At 58.6% G+C, this 21279-nt stretch carries 21 protein-coding genes; 6 read left to right on the forward strand and 15 right to left on the reverse strand.

Going from position 1 to position 21279, the window contains the following annotated elements:
* The first annotated feature begins 49 nt into the window (after positions 1 to 49).
* Positions 50 to 667, forward strand: coding sequence for a hemolysin III family protein (locus QWJ10_RS13340; protein ID WP_019367348.1), 618 nt, complete (start codon positions 50 to 52; stop codon positions 665 to 667).
* 251 nt (positions 668 to 918) lie between these two features.
* Positions 919 to 5061 (forward strand): CheR family methyltransferase, encoded by a 4143-nt coding sequence (locus tag QWJ10_RS13345; protein ID WP_289927014.1) that lies wholly within the window; start codon positions 919 to 921, stop codon positions 5059 to 5061.
* Between the two features lie 81 nt (positions 5062 to 5142).
* Here the strand turns inward: QWJ10_RS13345 and QWJ10_RS13350 are convergent, their stop codons facing one another.
* The 14 genes from QWJ10_RS13350 to QWJ10_RS13415 all read right to left on the reverse strand — a co-directional run bounded on the left by QWJ10_RS13350 (position 5143) and on the right by QWJ10_RS13415 (position 16276).
* Positions 5143 to 5358, reverse strand: coding sequence for a TOBE domain-containing protein (locus tag QWJ10_RS13350; RefSeq protein WP_010795839.1), 216 nt, complete (start codon positions 5356 to 5358; stop codon positions 5143 to 5145).
* Positions 5359 to 5377: 19 nt separating this feature from the next.
* Positions 5378 to 6181, reverse strand: a complete 804-nt coding sequence (gene ssuB / locus QWJ10_RS13355) for an aliphatic sulfonates ABC transporter ATP-binding protein (RefSeq protein ID WP_289927021.1) — start codon at positions 6179 to 6181, stop codon at positions 5378 to 5380.
* Entirely contained in the window at positions 6178 to 6969 is a 792-nt protein-coding gene (gene ssuC, locus QWJ10_RS13360; protein WP_289927023.1) for an aliphatic sulfonate ABC transporter permease SsuC, read from the reverse strand. The genes ssuB and ssuC overlap by 4 nt, the downstream gene beginning before the upstream one ends.
* Before the next feature lie 9 nt (positions 6970 to 6978).
* Complete coding sequence (gene ssuD / locus QWJ10_RS13365) at positions 6979 to 8142, reverse strand: FMNH2-dependent alkanesulfonate monooxygenase (protein ID WP_074821989.1); 1164 nt, start codon at positions 8140 to 8142, stop codon at positions 6979 to 6981.
* Positions 8143 to 8210: 68 nt separating this feature from the next.
* Complete coding sequence (locus tag QWJ10_RS13370; protein ID WP_289927025.1) at positions 8211 to 8351, reverse strand: hypothetical protein; 141 nt, start codon at positions 8349 to 8351, stop codon at positions 8211 to 8213.
* On the reverse strand, positions 8348 to 9337 hold the full coding sequence (locus tag QWJ10_RS13375) for an aliphatic sulfonate ABC transporter substrate-binding protein (protein WP_289927028.1): 990 nt from the start codon (positions 9335 to 9337) through the stop codon (positions 8348 to 8350). The genes QWJ10_RS13370 and QWJ10_RS13375 overlap by 4 nt, the downstream gene beginning before the upstream one ends.
* Positions 9334 to 10308, reverse strand: coding sequence for a sulfonate ABC transporter substrate-binding protein (locus QWJ10_RS13380; protein ID WP_289927033.1), 975 nt, complete (start codon positions 10306 to 10308; stop codon positions 9334 to 9336). The genes QWJ10_RS13375 and QWJ10_RS13380 overlap by 4 nt, the downstream gene beginning before the upstream one ends.
* A gap of 95 nt (positions 10309 to 10403) precedes the next feature.
* The gene (gene ssuE, locus QWJ10_RS13385; RefSeq protein ID WP_289927035.1) at positions 10404 to 10988 is read right to left on the reverse strand and encodes an NADPH-dependent FMN reductase; all 585 of its coding nucleotides are present in this window, start codon (positions 10986 to 10988) and stop codon (positions 10404 to 10406) included.
* A gap of 228 nt (positions 10989 to 11216) precedes the next feature.
* The gene (locus QWJ10_RS13390) at positions 11217 to 12233 is read right to left on the reverse strand and encodes a TRAP transporter substrate-binding protein (protein ID WP_197872560.1); all 1017 of its coding nucleotides are present in this window, start codon (positions 12231 to 12233) and stop codon (positions 11217 to 11219) included.
* A gap of 62 nt (positions 12234 to 12295) precedes the next feature.
* On the reverse strand, positions 12296 to 13573 hold the full coding sequence (locus QWJ10_RS13395) for a TRAP transporter large permease subunit (RefSeq protein WP_010795849.1): 1278 nt from the start codon (positions 13571 to 13573) through the stop codon (positions 12296 to 12298).
* A gap of 65 nt (positions 13574 to 13638) precedes the next feature.
* Complete coding sequence (locus tag QWJ10_RS13400) at positions 13639 to 14775, reverse strand: gluconokinase, GntK/IdnK-type (RefSeq protein WP_289927039.1); 1137 nt, start codon at positions 14773 to 14775, stop codon at positions 13639 to 13641.
* A gap of 174 nt (positions 14776 to 14949) precedes the next feature.
* Complete coding sequence (locus QWJ10_RS13405) at positions 14950 to 15378, reverse strand: VOC family protein (RefSeq protein ID WP_019367358.1); 429 nt, start codon at positions 15376 to 15378, stop codon at positions 14950 to 14952.
* Positions 15378 to 15761, reverse strand: a complete 384-nt coding sequence (locus QWJ10_RS13410) for a DUF3140 domain-containing protein (protein ID WP_289927042.1) — start codon at positions 15759 to 15761, stop codon at positions 15378 to 15380. Before QWJ10_RS13410 ends, QWJ10_RS13405 begins: the two co-directional genes overlap by 1 nt.
* Entirely contained in the window at positions 15758 to 16276 is a 519-nt protein-coding gene (locus QWJ10_RS13415; protein ID WP_289927044.1) for a Rho termination factor N-terminal domain-containing protein, read from the reverse strand. Before QWJ10_RS13415 ends, QWJ10_RS13410 begins: the two co-directional genes overlap by 4 nt.
* A gap of 118 nt (positions 16277 to 16394) precedes the next feature.
* On the opposite strand from QWJ10_RS13415, the gene QWJ10_RS13420 reads away from it, so the two are divergent.
* From QWJ10_RS13420 to QWJ10_RS13430, 3 genes are all read left to right on the forward strand, one after another.
* A complete protein-coding gene (locus tag QWJ10_RS13420) occupies positions 16395 to 16925 on the forward strand; it encodes a GNAT family N-acetyltransferase (RefSeq protein WP_185749649.1) in 531 nt (176 codons plus the stop codon).
* A 476-nt stretch (positions 16926 to 17401) separates the two neighbouring features.
* On the forward strand, positions 17402 to 18301 hold the full coding sequence (locus QWJ10_RS13425; protein ID WP_019367362.1) for an alpha/beta fold hydrolase: 900 nt from the start codon (positions 17402 to 17404) through the stop codon (positions 18299 to 18301).
* Positions 18302 to 18455: 154 nt separating this feature from the next.
* Positions 18456 to 18971 (forward strand): hypothetical protein, encoded by a 516-nt coding sequence (locus QWJ10_RS13430; RefSeq protein WP_010795858.1) that lies wholly within the window; start codon positions 18456 to 18458, stop codon positions 18969 to 18971.
* 85 nt (positions 18972 to 19056) lie between these two features.
* On the opposite strand, the gene QWJ10_RS13435 is transcribed toward QWJ10_RS13430, so the two are convergent.
* A complete protein-coding gene (locus tag QWJ10_RS13435) occupies positions 19057 to 20364 on the reverse strand; it encodes an MFS transporter (protein ID WP_026004168.1) in 1308 nt (435 codons plus the stop codon).
* A 222-nt stretch (positions 20365 to 20586) separates the two neighbouring features.
* Between QWJ10_RS13435 and QWJ10_RS13440 the strand changes: the two genes are divergently transcribed.
* Entirely contained in the window at positions 20587 to 21279 is a 693-nt protein-coding gene (locus QWJ10_RS13440; RefSeq protein ID WP_289927250.1) for a TetR family transcriptional regulator, read from the forward strand.

Genomic DNA, 21279 nt, shown 5'->3' on the forward strand with positions numbered 1-21279 from the left:
CGCAGGCGCGGTACTGATATGAACCGAAGGCATTCAGCCTGGGAGAACTATGTACTACGGAGAGCGATTCAACGCCTGGACGCACCTGATCGGCGCAGCCCTGGCGTTTATGGGTGCGGTATGGCTACTGGTACGGGCCAGCCTGGACGGCTCACCAGCCAAGGTCATCAGCATCATTATCTATGGCGTCACGCTGGTGCTGCTCTATAGCGCCTCGACGATTTACCACAGTGTGCAGGGCCGTGCGAAAACGGTCATGCGCAAGGTGGATCACCTCTCCATCTACCTGTTGATTGCTGGCAGCTACACGCCTTTCTGCCTGGTGACACTGAAAGGCCCCTGGGGCTGGACGCTGTTCGCTATCGTCTGGGGGCTGGCGGTCATCGGCATGCTGCAGGAGATCAAACCCCGTTCCGAGGCCCGCGTTCTGTCCGTTGTAATTTATGCCGTGATGGGCTGGATCGTTCTGGTCGCGGTCAATCCATTGCTAGCGTCGCTGGGCGCGGCAGGCTTTACCTGGCTGGTTACAGGGGGTTGCCTTTATACGTTGGGGATCGTTTTCTTCGCGTTCGATCACCGTTTTCGCCACTGGCATGGCATCTGGCACTTATTCGTCATGGGGGGCAGCCTGCTGCACTTTATTACCATCGCCCTATATGTGGTGTGATACCTTCAATTCAGTAGTATTGAGCGAACACAGGTATCAGGCCGGAGTCAGGCCACTCGTCTGTTCCTGAAAAAGACCTGAATCAGGCGCTATGCTTGAAGGTCTTTGCTCATAGCATTGTTTCTACTTTTGAGCGCTGTTTTGGACCCGATAAAAGCTTTAACAGGTTTGCCTGACCGCGCTCCTGCGCAAGGCTTGTTACTTACATTTCGCCTCTTCTATAGGCGACCCGCTGGATCGTACGGGATTATATGAACACCACTACCCAACCATCGGTTCCTGACAATCAGAAGAACCTGACTCGCAGCGATATTGATTTTCCGGTGGTAGGTATCGGCGCCTCAGCAGGCGGGCTGCAAGCCCTTCTGAAGTTTTTCGAGCACATGCCCAGCGACAGTGGTATGGCGTTTGTGGTCATCATGCATCTGTCGCCCAAGTACACGAGCGCGGCTGACCGCATCCTGCAGAACGTAACCAAGATGCCGGTCATTCAGGTCACAAGCCCTGTCCCTGTCGAAAAGAATCACGTTTATGTGATACCGCCAGGCAAAGACCTCAGCATGAACGACAGCTACCTGCGTCTGGGAGAGCCGCAGCGTACCCGCGGGGATCAGGTAGCAATCGATTTGTTCTTTCGGACACTGGCCGATGTTCATCGGAGCAAGGCCATTGGTATCGTGTTATCGGGTGCTGGAGCAGATGGTTCGGTGGGGCTTGCCCGGGTAAAGGAGCAAGGCGGTATTACCCTTGCCCAGTCGCCGCAGGATGCCGAGTATGACTCGATGCCCAACAGCGCCATTTCTACCGGTGCGGTGGACATCGTCCTGCCTGTGGTTGAAATGCCGCAAAAGCTGTTGGAAGTCGTTGCCAATCTGGTAAATATCCAGATACCGATCAACGATCCCCGTGAAGAGAATGAGCCGCAGATCGGTCCTCAGATCAGTAATCGAACGAATCAACTAGCCCTTCGGGATATCCTGACGCTGCTGCTGACGCGCACCGGCCATAACTTCAAGCAATACAAGACCGCTACCATATTACGCCGTATCGAACGGCGCATGCAGGTCAACTCCATCCCGGACATGAGCAGTTATGCAACATTTCTGCATGACCATGTCGAGGAAACGCCGGCGCTGCTTAAAGACATGCTGATAGGCGTGACCAATTTCTTTCGGGATCGTGAAGCCTTCGAGGCGCTTGAACGAGATATCATTCCCGACCTGTTCGAACAGTTCGCTGCGGCAGAGAGCGACGACGGTGTAATGCGGATATGGTCTGCTGCCTGTTCGACAGGTGAAGAAGCCTATTCCCTGGCCATGCTGTTCACCGAACAGGCTGAGCTAAGAGGCTCGCCTGCCAAAGTCCAGGTGTTTGCAAGCGATATCGACAATCAGGCACTGGCCACAGGGCGTGCAGGCCTATACCCACAAGCCATTGTCACGGACGTTCCTCCGTCCCGTCTACGCCAGCACTTTACGAAAGAGCAGATACATTACCGGATCAAGAAGGAGCTTCGCGAGCGGGTTTTGTTTGCGGCGCATAACCTGCTAAGCGATCCTCCCTTTTCCCGACTGGATCTGATCTGCTGCCGCAACCTGCTGATTTATCTGGACCGTGAAGTGCAGAGTGAAATCCTGCAAACGTTTCACTTCGCGTTGAAGCCGGGTGGCTACCTCTTTTTAGGCAGCTCCGAATCAGCTGACATGTGCAGCAGTCTATTTGTGCCGGTCGACAAGAAGAACCGTATCTATCAGGCCAAGAACACAACCGGGATCCTTCGGTCCCGTCCGGTACTGCAACTCAGCACAGGCTATCCAACGGTACAATTGCCCCAACATCCGGGGAGCCGCAGCAAGAAGGTTTCTTTTGCCAAAGTGCATCGTCGGGTACTGGAGCAGTATGCGCCACCCAGCGTAATCGTCGATCATGAATCGAACATTGTGCACATGTCGGACCGTGCCGGGCGGTTCCTGCGCTATGTGGGCGGCGAGCCGTCTCACAACCTGCCAACCCTGGTGCTCCCCGAACTGCGCGTTGAATTGCGGACTGCGCTCTTCCAGGCGATACAGTCCAATAAGAGCGTCGAGGCACGGCGGGTACGAATCACCCGTGACGATCGGACGTATTACATCAATATGGTCGTACGCCCCTTCCGCGACGATGAAGCCAATAGCGATTTCATGCTGGTGATCTTCGATGAAGTCGAGGATGTGATGAGCATGGAGTCCAGCACACCGCATACCGAAGCCAAGGACAGCGTACTCACTCAGCTCGAAGCGGAGCTGCACCGCACCAAGGAACAGCTACAGCTCACCATTGAACACTCCGAAACTTCTACTGAAGAACTCAAGGCATCCAACGAGGAACTTCAGGCCATCAACGAAGAGTTGCGGTCAGCCACCGAGGAGCTGGAGACCAGCAAGGAGGAGTTGCAGTCAATCAACGAAGAGTTGATTACCGTCAACGCTGAGCTCAAGAGCAAGATTGAGGAAACCGGCAAGATCAATGACGATCTCCAGAACCTGATCACCTCGACGGATATCGCCACAGTATTCGTGGACCGTCGCATGCGCATCAAAAGGTTCACGCCCCGAGCAACCGAGTTGTTCAACATCATTGCCAATGATGCCGGGCGTTCATTGCTCGATATCACGCATCGACTGGACTATGACGAGCTGGCTGAGGACGCGACCCGGGTCTTCGAATCCCTGCATTTGATCGAGCGAGAAATTCGCGCCTCTAACGGCCACTGGTATCTGGCCAGGATGCTACCCTACCGCACGGCGGATGACCGAATAGAAGGCGCAGTCCTTACCTTTATCGATGTAACCGGGCGACGCGAAGCCGAAGAACAGGTACACGCCCGCGAAACCCACATGAAGCTGGTGGCACAAAGCGTTAGCGATTACGCCATTATCACCATGGATCAGAACGGACTCATCACCACCTGGAACCATGGCGCCGAAATTATGTTCGGGTATTCCGAGGCGGAGGTGGCCGGGCACTGCATCGAGACCATCTTCACGCCTGAAGAACAGGCCAAGGGCATACACCTTGAGGAGCTTAGAATTGCCCGGGAGAAAGGGCGCTCCGTTGATAAACGCTGGCATCAGCGCAAGGATGGCAGCCGCTTGTATTGCAGTGGTGTCACCTACCCTATGCGGGATACCGAGCTACGCGGCTATGCCAAAATTGCCCAGGACACCACAGAAGAGTATCAGCGTGCCTGCGAGAAGGATGATCAACTGGTCCGATCGGAAACCAGCAGCCAGCTCAAGGACGAGTTTTTTGCCGTCATGTCCCATGAGCTGAAGCATCCGCTGAACCTTATCCAGCTGAACGTTGAATTGATCGCCCGTGCGCCTTCGGTTCGTGCCTCTGCCGCCACGCTGCGCGCCGCCGAAACGATCCAGCGCTCGGTACGCAGTCAGGCCCAGATCATCGATGATCTGCTCGATTTCTCGCGTGTGCGAACCGGTAAGCTCAAGCTCGATCGTACGATAGTGGATGTTGTCAGCCTGCTGCAGGAAATTGCCAATGTCCTGCGGCCTACGGCCGTTGCCGAGTCTATCCGCCTGGAGGGTCCCAATGTGTCCGAGCAGCCCTTGCTGATCGAGGCGGACCGCACCCGGATGGAACAGATCGTATGGAATCTGCTTAACAATGCGGTGAAGTTCACGCCTGCTGGCGGCACCGTTACGCTCCGCCTGAGCGAAGACGGCGACAGCGTCCGGCTGGATGTTATCGATACCGGACAAGGCATCGCGCCTGAGTTTCTACCTAGAGTATTCGATATGTTTGGCCAGGCCGAAATGCACAATACGGCGCGCGCCCGGCATGGCCTGGGCATTGGCCTGGCCCTGGTAAAGCAGTTGGTCGAAGCTCATAACGGCCGGATCGAAGCCGAATCGGCCGGTTTGGGCCAAGGCTCACGCTTTACGGTCTGGATACCGAAATGCAGCCACAACGAGGCAACTGGCGAGTGTATCGACACCTGCGCGGAGGCAGGACAACTGCAGGGGCTCAAGCTACTGCTGGTGGATGATTCCGAAGACATTGTCGAAACCATGCACATGCTGCTGGAAAGCGAAGGGGCCGAGGTTACACCGGCCTGTAGCGGTGAGCAGGGACTGGCACTTGCCAAAGAGCAGGTCTTTGATCTGATCCTGTCCGATATCGGCATGCCGGGCATGGATGGACACGAGCTGATGATTGCGTTGCGTCAGGACAGTCTCAACCAGCAGACGCCAGCGATTGCCTTGACGGGTTATGGCAGCAAGACGGACATCGACAAGGCTATGCAGGCGGGCTTTGACGCTCATTTAAGCAAGCCCATCCCGTTCGATACGCTTATCCAGCACACGCTTGAAACGGTCAATCGGCGGCGGTCTTAAAAAGAGCCCGCCTCGCGGCGGGCTAAAGGTGCCTTATAGGGAATAACTACAGGCAGCGTGACGTGGGTGACCGCGTGGCAATCAGAGTTTGGCGATCGAGACCTCCGTGGACTTCACAAAGGCAATCACCTCGCTGCCGACCACCAGCTCCAGCTCCTTGACCGAGCGCGTGGTGATCACGGAGGTAACGATCCCGGCAGCGGTTTGTACGTCAATTTCGGATAGCACCGATCCTTCGATGATTTCCTTGATGGTGCCTTTGAACTGGTTACGAACGTTGATGGCTTTAATGGTCATGGTTGTGCTCCTCAAGTGATCAAAGTGCCCAGCGCAGTTGCGTGGGACGGTAGTCGGTGTCGTGATGGTCGGGCAGTGAAGGTTGGGCCAGTACGCGGGCCAGCACCTCGGCCTCTAGTGCGGCAAGCCCGGCCGAGCCGCGATTGCGCGGACGCGGCAGATTGATGTTGAGGTCCAGGCCGACCCGGCCCTCCTCGATCAGCAGGACGCGATCCGCCATGGCTACGGCTTCACCCACGTCGTGCGTGACCAGCAGAACGGTGAATCCATGCTGCTGCCAGAGACGTTCGATCAACTGCTGCATCTCGATGCGGGTCAGGGCGTCCAGCGCACCCAAGGGCTCATCCAGCAACAACAGGCGCGGCTCATGAATCAGAGCCCGCGCCAGGGCCACACGCTGTTTCTGTCCACCCGACAGCGCAGCCGGCCATTCATGGGCCCGCTCAGCCAGCCCCACGGCGTCCAGCGCCTCTAGCGCCTTCTGCTGCCAATGGCCTTTGAGGCCCAGGCCGACGTTATCGATGATGCGTTTCCAGGGCAGCAGGCGGGCATCCTGAAACATGAGACGGGTCGCGTCCTGATGCCGGGCAAGCGGCTCCTTTCCCGTCAGCAGCTGCCCGCCAGTCGGCTTATCCAGCCCGGCCACCAGCCGCAGCAAGGTGCTCTTGCCGCAACCGCTGCGCCCCACCACGGCCACAAACTGACCGGAGGGAATCGTCAGGTCGATGCCCTGAAGCACGTCGCGCTCACCGAACCGCTTGCCGACCCCTTCCAGGGTCAGGGCTGTTCCCCGCTTGTAAGGAAGACTGTGCAAAGCCGTCATGCTGCACCTCCTTTTTTCTGATAGGCCGGATGCCAGCGCAGCCATGCACGCTCAAGGCCGCGGGCCGCAAGATCCGCCAGCTTGCCGAGGACGGCATACAGCACGATCGCCAGAACCACGATGTCGGTTTGCAGGAACTCACGGGCGTTCATGGCGAGGTAACCGATGCCGGAACTGGCCGAGATGGTCTCCGCCACAATCAGGGTTAGCCACATTAGGCCCAGGGCGAAGCGCACGCCCACCAGGATCGACGGCAGCGCCCCAGGCAGCACGACCTGCGTGAACAGTCGATAGCCAGAGAGCCCGTAACTGCGCGCCATTTCCACGAGGGCCGGATCGACGTTGCGAATGCCGTGATAGGTATTGAGGTAGATCGGGAAAAACGTACCTAGGGCGACCAGGAAGATCTTGGCCGACTCGTCGATCCCGAACCACAGGATGACCAGCGGGATCAGCGCCAGGTGCGGTACGTTGCGGACCATCTGCACGGAGCTGTCGAGCAAACGCTCGCCCCAGGTCGAAAGCCCTGTGATAAAGCCCAGAAGCAGGCCGATACCACCTCCGATAGCAAAGCCGATACTGGCGCGCCAGCTGCTGATGGCGAGGTGTTGCCAGAGTTCGCCACTGCGCACCAGGCTCCAGCCTGCTTCCAGCACTGCACTGGGTGCCGGCAGGATACGGCTGGACAAGAGGCCGGTTTCCACAGCCACCTGCCACCCGGTCAGGAGCAGCACGGGGAGCACCCAGGGCGCTACGCGTTGCAGGGAGGTGTTGATCGTATGATTCATACCGCCTCCTCAGCTCTGCGCGGCATACTTCGTGGTTGAGGATGGCACGATGTCGTTGGCCACGATCTCGCCGAAGGGGCTGATGTTATTGGCACCCGCCGGCTGCTCGGGTCGGCTAAGCGGCAGGTGCGGGAACAGGAGTTCGGCCACGCGGTAGGACTCTTCCAGGTGCGGATAGCCGGACAGGATGAAGGTATCGATGCCCAGTTCGGCATACTCCTTCATCCGCTGGGCCACCGTAGGGCCGTCACCGACCAGGGCAGTCCCTGCTCCGCCACGCACAAGCCCTACACCGGCCCAGAGGTTGGGCGCGATTTCCAGCTTGTCACGCCGTCCGCCGTGCAGCGCAGCCATGCGTTGCTGACCAACCGAATCGAACCGCGCAAACGAAGCCTGGGCCTTGGCGATGGTGGCATCATCCAGATTGGCGATGAGCCGGTCGGCCGCCTTCCAGGCCTCTTCGTTCGTCTCACGGACAATGACGTGCAGGCGAATCCCAAAGCGAACGGTACGGCCATGGCGAGCGGCCTTTTCACGTACAGACTCGATCTTCTCGCGCACCGCCTCAAGCGGTTCACCCCAGGTCAGGTACAGCTCGACCTGCTCGGCAGCCAGCTCCTGGGCAGGCTCGGAGGAGCCTCCAAAGTACAGTGGCGGACGCGGCTGTTGCAGCGGCGGATAAAGCAGCTTGGCGCCCTTGACCTTGATGTGCTTGCCGTCAAAGTCGACCGTCTCGCCTTCCAGCACACGGCGCCAGATATGGGTGAATTCCTCCGAGGCCTCGTAGCGCTCCTCATGGCTCAGGAACAACCCGTCCCCGGCCAGCTCTTCCGGGTCGCCGCCGGTCACGAGGTTGAACAGGGCCCGCCCGCCGGACAGGCGATCGAGCGTAGCGGCCTGACGAGCAGCAACGGTGGGTGAAATGATGCCGGGGCGCAGCGCTACCAGAAACTTGAGTCGCTGGGTCACTGGGATCAGCGAGGCCGCCACCAGCCAAGAGTCCTCGCAGCTGCGGCCGGTAGGAATCAGTACGCCGCCAAACCCGAGGCGGTCCGCCGCCTGGGCGATCTGTTGCAGGTAGCCGTGGTCAACGGCGCGGGCGCCCTCTGCGGTGCCAAGGTAATGGCCGTCGCCGTGGGTTGGTAGAAACCAGAAAACGTTGAGATTGCTCATGTACAGTGCTCCGTCAGATGGAAATCTGGGTCAATTCGAATGTGGGCTTCAGGGTGCTTTCAGCGGCATCAGCCGTGGGCACCAGGGGCAAGGGCTGCACATGGGCGTCGACAAAGGCACACCATGGCGCGTGCCATCGCCTGATCCATCCCATTCAGGTAGCGCTCGACCAGACGGCTGGCGATCGTAGGCAGGGGCTTGGTACTCATGGCGTCACCTCGGTGTTGGTTTGGCGTTGCGCAGTAACCGGTACGGCAGGCGTCGCAACATCGGCCACGCGTATCGGCTTGGGAATCAGGCGGTTCTGGTAGAACAGGTCAGCGGTTTGCTGCTGGTTTTCGATGTCCCTGGCGGCAATCGGGCTGATGGGTGAATCCGGACGGTGGCTGAAATAGGAGGCCACCACGGCCTGCGGCAGTCCCAGCTGGCGCGTCATGATTTCGATGCTGCCTTCGGGATTGGCCCGCGTGAGCGCCTCGGCCTGGTTCAGCGCATTGAAGATCTGCGGGATAAGGCCTGGATTGCGCTCGGCAAACGGACGGGCTGCCAGATAGAAGGAGCCTGAATTGGAAAGCCCGTTACGGCCATCGGTCAGCACACGCACCTGACCGGTTAACAGCGCCGCCGAATAGAAGGGATCCCAGATGGCCCAGGCGTCCACGTTGCCCTGATCGAAGGCTGCACGGGCGTCAGCAGGCGGCAGGTAAACCGGTTGGATATCGGTGTAGTTGAGGCCTGCCTGATTAAGTGCTCGAAGCAGCAGCGCATGGGAGCTGGAGCCTTTCTGGAAGGCTACCTTTTTCCCCTTGAGATCCGCCAGGGTGTGGATCGGGCTGTCCTTGCTCACCAGAATGACCTCAGCCAATGGTTTGGCGGGCTCGGTGCCGACATAGAGCAGATCGGCCCCGGCAGCCTGGGCGAAAATCGGCGGGATATCACCTGTCGCCCCCAGATCGATGCTGCCTGCGTTCAGGGCTTCGAGCAGTTGCGGCCCCGCCGGAAACTCCACATAACGAACCTGCGTATTCGGGAAGCGCGTCTCCAGGAAGCGCTTCTCCCGCGCCACCACCAGATTCACAGCACTCTTCTGGTAACCGATGCGCAACTCGGCGGGATCGGCCGAGGCGCCCTGGAACGCGAACGCTGCCAGCGTGCCGAGCAGGATCAGGCTGCGGGTCAGGAAAGCAGGCTTCATGGTTTTACCTCCGCGCGCTGGGCAAGGTTGGCAGGCGGCGTCCAGGTCACGTCACGAACCGCCAGCGTTTTGGGAATCAGACGAATCTGCGTAAAGGCATCGGCAATCTTCTGCTGCGCAGTTACCACCTCGGGAGTGATGAACTGGGCCCCGTAGCCCTGCCGCGCCACGACCGTACGGGCAATGTCTTCCGGCAAGCCGAGCAGCGGCGCGACTTGCTTGGCGACCTCGTCAGGATTGGCCTTTGCCCACTTCCCTACCGAGCGAACCTCGTCGACCAGCGTGGCAATGACTTGCGGGTGCTGTTGGGCGTAAGGGCGTGTTGAGAGATAGAACTGGTGGTTGTCGACCAGCCCGGTACCGTCGGTAAGCGTGCGCGCCTGAAGCTGTTTTTCTGCAGCCGCCTGATACGGGTCCCAAATAACCCAGGCATCGGCACTGCCGCGCTCGAAGGCGGCGCGGGCATCTGCCGGAGGCAGGTAGATCGGTTGGATGTCGCTGTATTTCAGGCCTGCCTTTTCCAGAGCACGAACCAGCAGGTAATGAACATTGGAGCCCTTGTTCAGGACGATCTTCTTGCCCTTGAGATCGGCCAGCGTATGGATGGAAGAATCTTTGGGCACCAGGATCGCTTCGCTGGTCGGCGCTGGCGGCTCATGGGCGACATATACGAGGTCAGCACCCGCCGCCTGAGCGAAAACGGGCGGGGTTTCACCAGTAACGCCAAAGTCGATGCTGCCAACATTCAGCCCTTCCAGTAATTGGGGGCCGCCGGGAAATTCAGTCCATTGCACGGTAACGCCCTGCTCGGCCAGGCGCTTTTCCAGCGTGCCACGGGCCTTGAGCAGCACCAGCGTGCCGTATTTCTGATAGCCGACCCGTAAGGTTTCGGCGGCTTGAACGGTGGCATCGAGCGACAGGGCCAGCAGCAGCGCGGCAACCCATCCTCGATGCAAGGGTTTGACGCGCATCGCGTGCTCCTTGGCTTCGAATGGTGTCCTGCCTGCTGCCCCGTTGGCGGGTCAGTAAGGTGGGTAATCTGTTCTCCCATGCGGGAGTGGTTACATCAGATGCTCCAGCGTGCCTGTGTCAGCTGCGCTGTCAAAACATGTGGCTCGACCGGCTTCGGTTGGCGGGCCAGTGCGGCCAGAAAAAGCTCCAGTGACTCGTCCAAACGCTCCGCCAGTGCAGATGAGAGCGGTGTTTCGCTTTCATAGCTGACCTGGCTGTCATCCGCGAACACGCCGGGCAGGATCTCCTGCGCCTTGAGTGCAGCCAGCACTGGCTTGAGTGCGTAGTCCACCGCCAACATATGTGCAATCGAGCCGCCGGTTGCCAACGGCAGCACCACCTTGTGGCTGAGCGCCCGCTCCGGCAGCAGATCAAGTACCGTCTTGAGCACCCCGGAAAACGAGGCCTTGTAGATCGGTGTGGACACCACAAGGCCGTCCGCATTGTGCACGTGCTCGACAAAGGCCTTGACCTGAGGGCTCTCGAACCGCGCCTGGATCAAATCTTCGGCCGGGAAATCCTGGATGCGCCAGGAGGCTACCTCGACCCCATGTGCGTTCAGCCATTGCCGGGCCTCGCCGAGCAGTACGCTCGATCGGGATCTGGCCCCCGGGCTGCCCGCCAGCGAAACCACTAGCATGCCGTTCCCCTTCAACTGTCCTGTCAGGGTCGGTATGCCCTTCAGGTATGTAGCGAACCATAGCAAGCCTTATCTTATATCTAAAAATCATTTTTATTCATTTGCTTATAACTTTTTTTATAAATGAAAAACCCCAGCGCGCAGGCTGGGGTTTTCTGGTGTTGCAAGGCTTGCAAGCAGAGTGCGGAAGATCGGTACTGCACCCTCGATTTACAGGGCGAAGCGCCCTTACTGCGGCGCTTTCTGGATTTCAGCCTGAACCTGATCGAACAGCGGTTTGCCCACGGTATCGATAACCGACTGGATGGCCGGCTGCGCCTTTTCACGCATGCGCTGGGTTTCCTCTGCGCTCACCTGGTTGATCTGCATTCCATGGGCCTTCAGCTCTTCCAGGGCTTTTTCGCCTTCGGCGCGTGTGTCCAGCCGCTCGGCATCACGTGCCTTCCTGGCTGCCTCCATCAGGATGTCCTGCTCGGTCTTGGACAGACCATCCCACCAACGCTTGGAGGCCATCATGATCCAGGGGCTATAGACGTGGTTGGTCACGGTCAGGTACTTCTGCACCTCATAAAACTTGGACGACAGAATCGTGTTGAACGGGTTTTCCTGCCCATCCACGGCCTTGGTCTCCAGACCGGTAAAGAGTTCGGAGAACGGCAGCGGCACGGCATTGGCACCCAGTTGCTTGAAGGTATCCATGAAGACCGGGCTCTGCATCACCCGCACCTTGATGCCGGAGAAGTCTTCCAGCTTGTTGATCGGGCGAACGTTGTTGGTCATGTTGCGAAAGCCGTTCTCCCAGTAGACAAGGCCGACGAGGCCCTTTTCCTGGAGCTTGTCCATAACCTGCTGGCCTACTGGTCCGTCGAGTACATAATCCGCCTGTTTTGCATTGGAAAACAAAAAGGGCGTATCCCAGATCGCCATCTCCTTGGTAATGCCGACCAGCGTCGCGGTAGAACCCACCATCATTTCCTGCGCCCCGCCAATCAACGCATTCTGCATCTGGGCATCCGGGCCAAGGCTTCCGGCACCAAAGGTGCGCACCTTGAGCTTGCCACCTGAGGCCTTGGCCACCTCCTCTGCAAATACCTTGGCGCCGCGTCCCTGGTTACTGTCTTCGTTTAGGCCATAACCGAAGCGGATCATGCGGGGGCGAATGTCATCGGCGGCCTGGGTTGTGAGGGTCGCTAGCGGGCCGCAGAGCACAGCCGTGGCCAGGGTTGCGAAGAGAAAGCGTTTCATGGGCGTTCCTTTTATTGTTGTTGATAAAGCCTGATGCCTGGGCCCTGCGGGGCCCAGGCCGTTCAATGCAACCACTTCAGCGGTACGGTAATGATCTCGGGAAAGATCACCAGCAGGACAACAATGGCGATATAGGTAAAGAAGAAGGGCAGCACGCCCTGCACCAGCTTTTCCATGCGGATACGTCCGATCCCTCCAACCACGTTCAATACGGTACCCACCGGCGGCGTGATCAGGCCAATCGAGCCGATCAGCACAAACATCACCCCAAAGTAGACCGGGTCGACGCCCGCCTTGGCTGCAATGGGCGCCAGGACAGGTCCCAGGATCAGGATGGTGGGCGTAAGGTCCAGTACCATGCCGATGGCCACCATCAAGAGCATGATGGCGGCTACCAGCAGCTTGGGATTGTCGGCAATCGGACCCAGCATGGCGGCGATTTCATCGGGGAGCTGGGCCAGTGTGACCATGTAGGCCGAAACGGTCGCGGCCGCACACAGGAACATCACCGAGGCCGTGGTGCGGCTGGCCCGGGTCAGCACCTCAACCAGTGCGTTCCAGCTCAGTTCCCGGTACAGCAGCGTGGACACCAGTAGCGCATATACTGCCGCGACCACGGCCGCCTCGGTAGGTGTGAAGATACCGCCCCGCAGACCGCCCACAATAATCACCGGTAGCATCAGGGCGGCAATGCCATCCACGATGGCATGACGGCGTTCCGCCCAGGAAGCCTTGGGTTGCGGCGGCTCGTGAATGCTTCGGGCGATCAATGTCCAGGCGATGATCAGCCCGGCCCCCATGATGAGCCCAGGAACCAGACCCGCCAGGAATAACTGGCTGATCGAGGTATTGGTTACAACGCCGTAAATCACAAAGGGCATCGACGGCGGAATGATCGGCGCAATAATGCCGCCTGCCGACACCAGTCCACAGGAAGAGCTGAGCGGATAGCCGCGCTGACGCATCATGGGCAGTAGCAGGGTCGCCAACGCCGCGGTATCGGCCAGGGCCGAACCCGACATGCTGGCCAGCAGCACCGAGGCGGCAATGGCAACGTAACCCAACCCGCCCTTCTTGTGGCCGACAAAGGCTTGGGCCATGGTGATGATGCGTCGGGAAATGCCGCCTGCGTTCATCAGCTCGCCAGCCAGAATAAAGAATGGCACAGCCAGGAGCGGAAAGCTGTCGGCACCGGCCTGTAGATTCTGGGCCAGCAGTTGCACATCCCAAAAGTCCAGGTACCACATCAGCACCGCGCCGGTCAGCAGGAGTGCAAACGCAATCGGCATCCCGAACGCCATGAAGCCCAACAGGGAGGAAAGAAAGACAGCAACGGTCATGATCAGCCCTTAAGGGAGGCAGCGCCTCGTAGTCTTGTTATTGGAATCGACTGATTACACCGGGCTCAGTCTGCCGTGACATTTGCCAGGGCTGGCGGTACCTCCCGCTCGGTACGCCAGGCATTGAGCAGTTGCACCAGTGCCAGCACCGCGAGTGCGATCATGCTGACCAGCACCGGCAGCATGGCGATAGCCAACGGGTAGCCCACCACAGGGCTCGCGTTCTGCCAGCCAAACTGCATCTGATACCACGCGCCCCAGGCAGACAGGCCGCTGCCTGTGGCAATCAGCAAGGCACTGACCGAATCGACAAGCCGCCGGGCAATGCGCGGAAACTTGTCACGGATCAGGGTAAAACTCATCAGCTCTCCGCGACGCATGCTGGACGCAACGCCAACAAAGATCAGCCAGACGAAGGCCAGCCGGGACAACTCTTCGGCCCCGGCCCATCCGGAGCCGAACGCATAACGCAGCACCACATTGACAAAGACAGCACCCACCATGAAGGCCATCAGAATGGCCATTAAGCTGTCGGTGAGCTTATCGAAGCGCTGGGCCGTGCGGTTGTTATAGATCGGCTCGCTGGTCAGGGGCGGCTCGTTCCGCGGAGAAGGTGCATCGGGCATCTTTGAGGCCAGGCTGATCAAGGCAGCCATTTCACTACTTGGAATTGGTGCATGCATCCAGGCGCTTACCTCCTGAACAACCGCATCGCTGGCCTTGGAGGCATCGACATACAGCACCCCTGGCTCTCCTCTGGGAGATTCGAGGGTGTCGAACTGGCTCTTGACGAGTGACGTAGGCATGTAATGGCCAGAACGCTCTCCGACGCGCTGTAGCGCCGTTTCGTAATCGACCGATAGATACGCGAAACGCAGGCCGGGTACAGCATCACGCAGACGGTCCCGGTAGCTGCGACGCAGTGCCGAGCAGGACAGCACGAATCCCGTGCCATCCTGAACAGCCTTTTGCATCTCAAGCCGCAGGCGATCGAGCCACTCAAGACGGTCGGCATCGGTCAATGGCGTACCGGCCTGCATGCGGGCCACGTTTTCAGCGGAATGGAAATGGTCGGCTTCGATATGACGAAAACCAAGACAGCGGGCAACGCCCAGGCTCGTCTCGGTCTTCCCTGAACCGCTGACGCCCATGATGACAAGGGCCTGAGCGGGTGTAGCGGAGGTACTGACGGGTGAAGTCATGGCGCTCTCCAGAGCGCCTTTCGGTGCGCTCATTCTTATTTTTGTTTGATGTTAGCGCTAACATCACAATTGGGCAATGAGACTGAAAGGCCACCAGTCGAACGTGTCCCGTATAGACGTAACAAGATATTTCATGAACCGGGCGGCATACCCTGCGCTAGAGCAGCGGGCAGATCAGTAGTTTTCCCACAGCCCCGGCGTTGCCAGCTCAACCAAATGCCCGTCAGGATCACGAAAGTACAGGCTCACTCCGCCCTTCGGCCATCGCACTTCACCTTCGATCACAATCCCGTGAGTCGCCAGATGATCACGCCACGGCTGTAGATATTCAGGAGCAATGGAAAAGGCGTAATGAAGTCTGCCTGAACCGTCATGGGGTGGAATGGTGCCGCCGGGAAGCTGAGCAGGCGTATCGGTCGTGCCCTGCTGGAAAAGCAGCAGCACACTGCCCGGTGCGGCGTCATAGGCCGCGACACGCTCATCATGAAACATGACGCTCAGGCCCAGCAGTTCCTCATAAAAACGGCGAGCCTTTTCCAGGTCAGCCACATAAAGACCGGTTTCCAGTACTGGACCAAGGGGCGGAGCGGTTGGGGATGTCATCAGCCGGCCTTTTGCTTCATGGGATCATGCCCCCAGTTCATCAGGGACTTGCGCCAGCGCGTATCACCTACCTCACCATCCGGGCGCTGCTTGATGTGCCGATGCACATAGCCGATGACCTTACGCATGGCCAGGTAGTCATCTTCGCTCAGCTCAGCCTGCCGCTTGCGTTTAATCTCGAGGATACGCTCGCCCATCTCATGGCCAACTGCCTCGCCGTCAGCCTTTGCCTTGACCTTTTGGCCTTTGGCCGTCATGCCGACAGACTGGCTCTCCTCGCCCTGCAACCACTTGCGCAGCCGGGCAGGCGGCATGTTGACCACCTGTTTGAATTCACTGCGCAGTTCTTTCTTGTCCGCTTCGGTAAGGGCTTTTGCTGTCATTGTTCACCTGCCTGCTTGAGTGCATGAATCAGCTCGTCCTTTTTCATCCGCGAGCGCCCACGGACCTGATGGTGTGCTGCATGCGCCATCAGCTCGGTCTTGGTCATATCGGATAGAGCGGTCTTACGGGCAGACACCGTCTTGCGGGCAACATCCTCCGGCTGTTTGGAGTGCTGCTTGCCCCGACGGGTGTCGCGCCGCTTGTTGGCAGTGCTGCGAGCATATTCGCTGTCGCTGATCTGTTCCCGTGCCTTTTTGGGCAAATAGCGCTCACCCGTCTCGGTAGACTTCTCGCCGGACTTTGTCCCCCAATCCTGCTCGGTCCATTGCTGGAGATGGTTGTCGGGGCCCTTACCGCCCTCATAACCCCCACCCCGCTTCTGGTATTCCTGGCTCGCCAATTGCGCTTTTCGCGCCGACCACTGGCCAGCACGACCACCCTTCGAGCCACGCGTCACATCCTCTTTAACACTGTTCCACAATTCCGGATCGGTCTTCCTGGCGGTAGCAGACATCTGTCTTTCTCCTCAGTAAAGTTTCGGACCCCTCGGAAATGGGGACCACCTATCGAGACGCTTGTTCTAGCCAGGCGACGGGGTGTATCAAGAAGGACGCTTCAAGAAGGACATGGTCATGCCGCTACCCTCGCTTCAAATCCGTGATGCCACCGAGTCGGATATTCCTGCTATCCAGGCCATTTATGCCCATCATGTTCTGCATGGAACGGCCACCTTTGAAGAAATTCCACCTGATGAAGCCGGCATGAAACGACGCCTGCGGACCCTTCAGGAAGCCTCCTTGCCGTTTCTGGTCGCCGAGCTGGATGGCATGGTACGAGGCTACTGCTATGCCAACTTCTATCACACGCGATCGGCCTATCGTTACACCCTGGAAGACACGGTTTATCTGGAGGAAGGCTGGCGTGGCCGCGGCCTGGGTAAAGCCCTGTTGAGTGCACTGCTTGAGCGCTGCGAAGCGGGAGGTTGGCGACAGATGGTGGCGCTTATCGGCGACAGCAGCAATGCAGGCTCCATCGGGCTCCATCGCAGCCTGGGCTTTCGTCAGATAGGTATTCTGGAAAAGGTCGGCCTCAAGTTCGGCCAGTGGCATGACGTGGTGGTGATGCAGAAAAATCTGGGTAAAGGCAGCAGCGATACACCGTAAGTCGGCTGTACAGAACTTCGGCTATTTCGGCTCCTCACAACAGGTACACCCACTCAGAGGAGACCTAGCATGGCCGATAAATCGCCAGTAGCACCAGAGCGCCAGGAAGCGGAACTGTCCCCGGATGACTTTGAGGAAATGCCTGAGGACGAAGAAGAGTAACGCATGCGCCCATAAAAAAGCCCACCGCATGCTCAGGTGGGCCTTTCATGAGCCTCGCATCAGAAGATCAACTTGATGATGCCGATAACCACGATCAGGCCGATGATGAAAATAACGCCGGCGGTGCCTCCAATAAACTTCAACATACCCATGCTCCTTGATTAAGTGCGTTCACTTATTAAGACGCCAGTTGTTCACAGACGTTCGCTGAAATATCCATTAAAGGCTTCTGCCGAACGGCCAGGCAGGTTTTCCAGTCTCTCTTAGGTAACGCGCCTCCAACGGTCCATCTGCATTTCGCAAGAGCCCTGTTCATGTCTACCACATTGATTCGCCGCCGCTGGCGCCCCTTGGCCTTTCTTGCCTTGTTGCTGGGTGTGGGCCTGCCGTTTGGCTGTTCTGAACTCGCCCACAAGGAGCGCGAGCTGGTGTTCAACATCGAGCCCGGCACCGCCAGTTGGTTCTCGGGCGTGCCCGCCGGCGTCCAGCAGTTCAACATCCCGGTCACGACAGGGATCAGCACGACGCAATATGTCCATGCCTGGTGGTGGCCTGCTGCAAAGAAAGATGCCCCTGCCGCCCTGTACCTGCATGGAACACGCTGGAACCTGACCGCCCAGGTGCGTCGTATCACTGCCCTGCGCAGCCTGGGCTATTCCGTTCTGGCCATCGACTATCGGGGCTTTGGTGAAAGCCCTGGCGATCTGCCCTCGGAAAACACGGTGTATGAGGATGCCCGGGTGGCCTGGAAGCGCCTCGTTGAGCTGCAGCCCGACCCTAAAAAACGCTATATCTACGGACACTCGCTGGGCGGTGCAATAGCCGTCAACCTGGCTCAGCAGATTTCAAAACAGAAAGACCCGGAGGGCGACCCCGCCGCTGCAGCCGGGCTGATCATCGAGTCGACCTTTACCAGCCTCGCGGATGCGGCGGCTGCCGTGGTCGACACCTCGTTGCCGATCCGCTGGATCATGTCGGAGAAATTCAATTCCATCGACAAGATCGACCAGGTCTATATGCCGGTACTGATTGTCCATGGAACAGGTGACCAGTACGTACCCTCGCGTTTCAGCGAGGAGTTATTCAGGAAAGCTCAGGATCCGAAACGGTTATTACTCATTGAAGGAGGCAACCACACCAACAGCATGTCCATCGGAAGCCAGGAATATGCCCGGGCAGTACGGGATCTCTTTGGGCTGAAAGGCGCGTACTAGAGATCAGCGCGCCCTGCACTATCAACGAGAACATATGCCACCTCGACTGGGCATCATTTCCGGTGATGTTTGGTATGCCTACGATCCATTTTTTAATCGATCAACTCGAACCGATACTGAATCTGTCGAAACGATCCCATCGAGGAAACAGATCATGAAACGCACTATCGCATTCGGTATCGGCCTCACCGCCCTGGCATTCAACACTCTGGTTGCTGCTCAATCCCTGCCCCAAGCCGCTCAGCTGTACGCAGAAGATGGCAGCCAGTACACCGTGGACAAGATGATCAACCGTCAGACCAAGAGCATTGAAGAACGTCTGCTGACCGAGAACGGCTCCGACCAGACCTTGGGCCGCCTGATCGAGCGCCAGCAAAACCGCCTGAATACTCCTGCCCAACTGGCCGAAGACGGTACTGAGCAGACCATCGACAAGATGATTCATCGTCAGCAACATCAGATCCAGTTAGCTGAAGATGGTACCGAGCAGACCATCGATAAGATGATCCATCGCCAGCAGCACCAGCTTCAGGTAGCCGAAGATGGCACCGAGCAGACCATTGACCGGATGATCCAGCGTCAACAGGAGCACATTCAGCCGCAGCTGGCTGCCGATGATTCACAGCAGACCATCGACCGTTCGCATCACCGCATGCACCGGATTGTCTGATGCTGGCCCCATAAAAAAGCCCGACCAGTTGATCGGGCTTTTTTATATATAACGCGCGTTCAGGCGACTACTTCACACGACCGTTTCACGCGACCGGCTTTTCATCCGGGAGGCCATCGGAGCGGCCAATGTTAGGCGGCGTATCCACCATCAGCTCCTCGGGCACTTCCTCCACGCGGGGGTCAAGCGTAGCGGCCATCGGGCTGACCGTATCCGGCATCGCCACGTGGTGCAGTGGTGCTTCATCCACGAGATGCTCATTTGTTACGAAGCGGGGCTGAACCCAGATGATCAGAATAACCGCGTAGATCGAAATCAGAATATAGAACATGCCGGGACCAAACTGATTCATCAGCGCACCGGCCAGTAGCGGTCCGATACAAGCGCCTACACCATAGGTGGTCAGCAGCATGGCAGAGAGCTCTACACGGCGCGAGGGTTCTACATGGTCATTGGCATAGGCCACTGACAACGGATACAACGTGAACAACAGCATGCCCGTCAAAAAGCCGGTGCCGAGCAGTCCGGCATAGGGCAAGGTGATGTATCCCCACATCGGAATCGCCGCCAGGCAGAGCAGCACGGCGTTGGCGCGGATCAGCTTGCAGCGGTCGACCCGATCGGACAGCCAGCCTAGCGGCCACTGCGCACAAAAGCCTGCCACGATGCACATACCCACGAACATACTCGACTGCGCCGTATCGAGCCCGTTGCGGTTGGCGTACACCGGCGCCAGACCATAGAAGGCACCGACCATCAGGCCAGCGGCAAAGATCGTGACCAGTGACTGCGGTACGCGCTGCCAGAAGAACTTGATTTCAAGGGGCGCGGCGACCAGCTTGGCCGGGTGTACGCGACGCGTCATGGCGATGGGAATCAGGCAGGACGCAAAGCAGATTGCCACCAGCAGCAGCGGCTTGTAATCCAGTGCCGGGTGTACGGCCAGCAAGGCCTGTCCGACCACCAGTCCCAGGTCCACCGCCACCATGTAGCCAGCAAACACCTTGCCCCGCTGGTGGTTTTCGGCCTGCTCGTTGAGCCAGCTTTCAATCACCATGTACTGGTTCATCATCAGGACACCCATGATGAAGCGCAGCACCAGCCAGACGCCCAGATGATCGGTCAGGGCGTGAATGAGTACCGTCACCGTCGCGCCGCCGGCGCAGGCGACGTATGAGCGGATATGCCCTACGTTGGCGATCAGCCGGTGGCCGAGCTTGCCACCGCAGACCAGCCCGAAATAATACGCCGCCATCAGGCAGCCGACCCACAGATCGCCCGCCCCCTGTTCCGTCAGGCGAAGGCCGATGTAAGTGGTGAAGAGGCCGGAACCGGCCAGCATCAGGAGCGTAGCAATATAGAGCGCGGGAAATGTGACAAGCGGGCTGAACATGAGTCGTCTGATTTGAGCTGAGCCAATCCTGGCGGGAAGAGAGCGATCGAAGGCACGGCTATTGGCCGTGGGTGCTTCATCTTTAAGCGCATCGATTATCACCTGGATGATGCGCCATATGCAGACAGACTACCGGCGCCCGGATTTTGTCACACGACAAGTGTTTCAACCGGACGTGCGGGTATTTGATAGAGTACCCCCTTGCCTGATTGGAAAACCGCCATGTCCTCCCGCGCCGAGCAAAAACTGCAAACCCGCCATGCCCTGCTGGATGCTGCGCGCATGCTCATGAGCAGTGGGCGCGGCTTCGGCAGCTTGAGCCTGCGAGAGGTCACCCGAAGTGCCGGCATCGTCCCGGCGGGCTTCTACCGGCACTTTCCCGATATGGATGCCTTTGGACTTGCGCTGGTCGCCGAAGTGGGCGAGACCTTTCGCGAAACCCTGCGCCGGGTACGTCATAACGAAATCGAGCTGCGTGGCGTGATAGATGCCTCGGTCGGCATCTTTATCGAAGCCGTCGCTGAACACCGTAGCCAATTCATCTTTCTTGCCCGGGAGCAGTACGGCGGTTCGCTGTCGATTCGTCAGGCCATCAGTGAACTGCGCCAGCGCATCACTGATGACCTTGCATTAGACCTGTCCCAGCTCAACCGGCTGCCCCACCTTTCGTGTCAGGACATCGATGTTCTGGCGGATCTAGTGGTCAAGACCGTATTCGCCACCCTGCCCGAGCTGATTGATATGCCTGACAAGGGACTGGAGCCGCACAAGACGCCCCAGGCCAAGATCATTCATCAGCTACGCTTCATCATGATCGGTGCCAAGCACTGGCGCGGCCTTAACATGCTGTTCGCACCAAATCAGGGCGAACCCCTGCCCTCCGACCCGCTGTTGCACCGAAATCAGGCAAACTGA

It is taken from the genome of Pseudomonas sp. WAC2 (assembly GCF_030403525.1).
Classification (GTDB): domain Bacteria; phylum Pseudomonadota; class Gammaproteobacteria; order Pseudomonadales; family Pseudomonadaceae; genus Chryseomonas; species Chryseomonas luteola.

Coding starts and splice junctions, on each gene's coding strand:
- QWJ10_RS13430 (WP_010795858.1), top strand. CDS start 18,456: ATGAAACGCACTATCGCATTCGGTATCGGCCTCACCGCCCTGGCATTC.
- ssuD (WP_074821989.1), bottom strand. CDS start 8,142: ATGAGCAATCTCAACGTTTTCTGGTTTCTACCAACCCACGGCGACGGC.
- ssuC (WP_289927023.1), bottom strand. CDS start 6,969: ATGAATCATACGATCAACACCTCCCTGCAACGCGTAGCGCCCTGGGTG.
- QWJ10_RS13405 (WP_019367358.1), bottom strand. CDS start 15,378: ATGACATCCCCAACCGCTCCGCCCCTTGGTCCAGTACTGGAAACCGGT.
- QWJ10_RS13345 (WP_289927014.1), top strand. CDS start 919: ATGAACACCACTACCCAACCATCGGTTCCTGACAATCAGAAGAACCTG.
- QWJ10_RS13410 (WP_289927042.1), bottom strand. CDS start 15,761: ATGACAGCAAAAGCCCTTACCGAAGCGGACAAGAAAGAACTGCGCAGT.
- QWJ10_RS13425 (WP_019367362.1), top strand. CDS start 17,402: ATGTCTACCACATTGATTCGCCGCCGCTGGCGCCCCTTGGCCTTTCTT.
- QWJ10_RS13395 (WP_010795849.1), bottom strand. CDS start 13,573: ATGACCGTTGCTGTCTTTCTTTCCTCCCTGTTGGGCTTCATGGCGTTC.
- QWJ10_RS13390 (WP_197872560.1), bottom strand. CDS start 12,233: ATGAAACGCTTTCTCTTCGCAACCCTGGCCACGGCTGTGCTCTGCGGC.
- QWJ10_RS13370 (WP_289927025.1), bottom strand. CDS start 8,351: ATGAGTACCAAGCCCCTGCCTACGATCGCCAGCCGTCTGGTCGAGCGC.
- QWJ10_RS13400 (WP_289927039.1), bottom strand. CDS start 14,775: ATGACTTCACCCGTCAGTACCTCCGCTACACCCGCTCAGGCCCTTGTC.
- QWJ10_RS13415 (WP_289927044.1), bottom strand. CDS start 16,276: ATGTCTGCTACCGCCAGGAAGACCGATCCGGAATTGTGGAACAGTGTT.
- QWJ10_RS13440 (WP_289927250.1), top strand. CDS start 20,587: ATGTCCTCCCGCGCCGAGCAAAAACTGCAAACCCGCCATGCCCTGCTG.
- ssuE (WP_289927035.1), bottom strand. CDS start 10,988: ATGCTAGTGGTTTCGCTGGCGGGCAGCCCGGGGGCCAGATCCCGATCG.
- QWJ10_RS13435 (WP_026004168.1), bottom strand. CDS start 20,364: ATGTTCAGCCCGCTTGTCACATTTCCCGCGCTCTATATTGCTACGCTC.
- QWJ10_RS13350 (WP_010795839.1), bottom strand. CDS start 5,358: ATGACCATTAAAGCCATCAACGTTCGTAACCAGTTCAAAGGCACCATC.
- QWJ10_RS13375 (WP_289927028.1), bottom strand. CDS start 9,337: ATGAAGCCTGCTTTCCTGACCCGCAGCCTGATCCTGCTCGGCACGCTG.
- QWJ10_RS13340 (WP_019367348.1), top strand. CDS start 50: ATGTACTACGGAGAGCGATTCAACGCCTGGACGCACCTGATCGGCGCA.
- ssuB (WP_289927021.1), bottom strand. CDS start 6,181: ATGACGGCTTTGCACAGTCTTCCTTACAAGCGGGGAACAGCCCTGACC.
- QWJ10_RS13420 (WP_185749649.1), top strand. CDS start 16,395: ATGCCGCTACCCTCGCTTCAAATCCGTGATGCCACCGAGTCGGATATT.
- QWJ10_RS13380 (WP_289927033.1), bottom strand. CDS start 10,308: ATGCGCGTCAAACCCTTGCATCGAGGATGGGTTGCCGCGCTGCTGCTG.